Raw genomic sequence first — 2,973 nt, forward strand, 5'->3', positions numbered from 1 at the left:
GATCTGTTCATGGGCGGCCTGGTGCTGATTTTGGCCCTGGGTGTGTTCCTGCCGATGTGGAACCTGGGTAGTGCGGCCATGAAACACTGATCAAAGGCGTACACCATGAAGCAAACGCAACGCGGGTTCACGATGATCGAGTTGATCGTGGTCATCGTCATCCTGGGTATCCTGGCTGCTGTGGCCCTGCCCAAGTTCCTGGACTTATCCGGGGATGCGAAAGCCGCAGCGCTCAAAGGCATCACGGCCAGCGTGGCTGGTGCCATGACGGTGAACTACGGCGGATGCTCTGCCACGAGCCACTTGACCAGTGGCGCCAACGCGGCCAAGTGCCATACGGTGCGCTATTGCGATGACATCGCCGCTGTCATGGTGCAGCCGATCGATGCCAGCGAATACACCATTTCACATACCGATCTGACCACGACCAATGGCAGCACCGGCAATTGCACGATGACGCAGATCAGTTCCGGGAACACTTTGCAGTTTTCGGGCATTTCTGCTGGCAACCCTTGACGAAATAAGTTCTCGTCGGCATCTCAAGCTTGGCGAGAAGTGGACGAAAAGATATTCAACCGTGCATTTTTGAAAGCGCCGGGCGGCACGACTGGCGAGCTGACTCGGCCTTCACCCCAATACGAGGTACCTGATATGAAACGCAATCAATCCGGCTTCACCATGATCGAATTGATCGTGGTCATTGTCATCCTGGGCATCCTTGCCGCCACGGCCTTGCCCAAGTTCATTGACCTGAGCAGTGATGCCAAGCTGGCAGCCGTCAAGGGCATGGCGGGCTCGGCAAACAGTGCCATGTCCATCAACTATGCGGGTTGTGCGGCCAACAGCCAGGTGGCCCTGGCCGGCAAGTGCGTGGCCATCACCAACTGCACTGACGTGAGCAATTTGATGCAGACCCCGTTGACTGGCTACACCGTGACCGCAGCGGCCATCGCCTCGCCAGTCGGCACGGCTGTGACCTGCACGCTGGCCGATTCCACTGACGGCACCAAGACCGCCACCTTCACGGGCTTGCGTACGATCAACTGATCAAGTCTGCTCGGCCCAAAGCGGCCACCCAAGCGGCCATCAACTCGGGATGCGTTCCGATTTGGTGGCTTTTTTCACATGAAGATGTAACGATCTTAAGTATCGTGGGTGAATGCCGAAAGATACACACAGGGCATGGTTTTGTCCCTGTGTGCCGGGCGTTCGCGGGGAGCGCAGGCCGCATCTCACCATTGAAGGGCATGTTCATGAAACGCACACAATCGGGCTTCACGATGATCGAATTGATCGTGGTCATCGTCATCCTGGGCATTCTGGCCGCCACGGCGCTGCCCAAGTTCATCGATCTGAGCAGTGACGCCAAGCTGGCGGCCGTCAAAGGCATGGCTGGGTCAGCCAATAGCGCCATGTCCATCAATTACGCTGGTTGCGCGGCCAACAGCCAGGTCGCCCTGGCCGGCAAATGCGTGGCCATCACCAACTGCACTGACGTAAGCCTGCTGATGCAGACGCCGCTGACCGGCTACACCGTGACGGCTGCCGCCATCGCCTCGCCAGTCGGCACGGCTGTGACCTGCACGCTGGCCGACTCCACTGACGCCACCAAGTCAGCCACCTTCACTGGCCTGCGCACCATCAACTGATCAACGCCGCAGCCCGGCCTTGGCAAGCCACCAAAACCAGCGTGCGTTCTGGTTCTGGTGGCTTGTGTGCTTTTGGCCGAACGTCTGAGGGCTGATCCCAGGCTTATTCGCTGCTTTCGGTTTTGCCACTTTTACCAAAATTGGTATCAATCCCGTTTTCACATTGGAGCGCCTGTAGTGAAGGGTTTGCAGTCAAAGGTCGAAGCCGGGTTCACGCTGATTGAACTCGTATCGGTGATGAGCCTGATCGGCATCATGGCCTTCTTCGCCTTGCCCAAACTCACCCAGGTCATGTCTCTGCAATCGGCGGGCTTCAAAGACCAGGTCAAGGGCACCATCGACTACGCGCGCAAGATCGCCGTGGCCCAGCGCCGGCATGTGTGCGTGACCATCGCGGCCAGCACCGTCACCGTCACGTCAGACAAAGGCTTGCCGGTCAACCACACGAACGGCACTTGTGCCAGCACGCTGCTGCTGCCGTCAGGCTTGAATGTGGTGACGGCGCCCACCGGCGTCACGATGAGCCCGGCGGTGGTGCTGGATTTTGACGCTGAGGGTCGGCCCGTTACGGGGGCGCCCGCCACCATCACACTGACCAATGCCAGCGTCAGCCAGTCGTCCACCTTGACGGTGGAATCGGAAAGCGGCTATGTCCACTGACCGGGGCCAGCGCGGCATCTCGCTCATCGAGCTCATCATCTTCATCATGGTGGTGGGCACGGCTCTGGCCGGCGTCGTGTCCATGCTGGACATGGGTGTCTTGCACAGCGCCGACCCGATGGTGCGCAAGCAGATGTTGTCCATCGCGGAAGGGCTGCTCGACGAGGTCGATCAAATGCCCTTCACAGCCTGCGATCCGGTGACCAACACCAACCCTTCCGCCACGACCACGGCGCAGTGCACGCCAGCCTCAAGCTATCAGCAATTTGGCTACCCGACAGCAGGCCTCTCGCCGCGTAGCAATTTCAACAACCTGGGCAACTACTGCAGCAATGCAGGGCCCAGCGCGGCAACGTGCAGCCTGCTTACCTTGGGCTCATCGTCAACAGCCATGCCTGATCTGACCGGCAGCACAACGGGGGCTCCGCAGGGCTATTGGGCCACCGTGGCTTTGACGCCCGAGGCCTTGTGGGGCGTCACCTCCAACTCCACTGCGGCGACGATGAATGTCTTGCGGGTGACGGTCACGGTCTACTACGGCAGCGAAAGCCTGCGCCTGGACACGTACCGCACCCGCTGGTCCCCCGCGCCCATGATTTCGCCATGAGCACCCAAGCCCGAACTCCCACCCGATCGAGGCGGCATCACGCCGGCTTCACGCTGA

General features: G+C 60.0%; 5 protein-coding genes. All 5 read left to right on the forward strand.

What is annotated here, in order from left to right; genetic code table 11:
* Positions 1–105: 105 nt before the first annotated feature.
* The 5 genes from EPO09_RS20045 to EPO09_RS20065 all read left to right on the forward strand — a co-directional run bounded on the left by EPO09_RS20045 (position 106) and on the right by EPO09_RS20065 (position 2,916).
* Positions 106–516, forward strand: coding sequence for a type II secretion system protein (locus EPO09_RS20045; RefSeq protein WP_290645981.1), 411 nt, complete (start codon positions 106–108; stop codon positions 514–516).
* A 135-nt stretch (positions 517–651) separates the two neighbouring features.
* Positions 652–1,047, forward strand: coding sequence for a type II secretion system protein (locus EPO09_RS20050; protein WP_290645983.1), 396 nt, complete (start codon positions 652–654; stop codon positions 1,045–1,047).
* Positions 1,048–1,253: 206 nt separating this feature from the next.
* Positions 1,254–1,649, forward strand: coding sequence for a type II secretion system protein (locus tag EPO09_RS20055; protein ID WP_290645985.1), 396 nt, complete (start codon positions 1,254–1,256; stop codon positions 1,647–1,649).
* Positions 1,650–1,826: 177 nt separating this feature from the next.
* Positions 1,827–2,309, forward strand: a complete 483-nt coding sequence (locus EPO09_RS20060; protein ID WP_290645987.1) for a GspH/FimT family pseudopilin — start codon at positions 1,827–1,829, stop codon at positions 2,307–2,309.
* The gene (locus EPO09_RS20065; protein WP_290645989.1) at positions 2,299–2,916 is read left to right on the forward strand and encodes a hypothetical protein; all 618 of its coding nucleotides are present in this window, start codon (positions 2,299–2,301) and stop codon (positions 2,914–2,916) included. The genes EPO09_RS20060 and EPO09_RS20065 overlap by 11 nt, the downstream gene beginning before the upstream one ends.
* Positions 2,917–2,973: the final 57 nt, after the last annotated feature.

This window comes from Aquabacterium sp., assembly GCF_004297345.1.
Classification (GTDB): domain Bacteria; phylum Pseudomonadota; class Gammaproteobacteria; order Burkholderiales; family Burkholderiaceae_C; genus Aquabacterium.

Bases quoted from the DNA above. Each gene is read 5' to 3' on its own strand.
- EPO09_RS20045 (WP_290645981.1), top strand. From the start codon at position 106: ATGAAGCAAACGCAACGCGGGTTCACGATGATCGAGTTGATCGTGGTC.
- EPO09_RS20050 (WP_290645983.1), top strand. From the start codon at position 652: ATGAAACGCAATCAATCCGGCTTCACCATGATCGAATTGATCGTGGTC.
- EPO09_RS20055 (WP_290645985.1), top strand. From the start codon at position 1,254: ATGAAACGCACACAATCGGGCTTCACGATGATCGAATTGATCGTGGTC.
- EPO09_RS20065 (WP_290645989.1), top strand. From the start codon at position 2,299: ATGTCCACTGACCGGGGCCAGCGCGGCATCTCGCTCATCGAGCTCATC.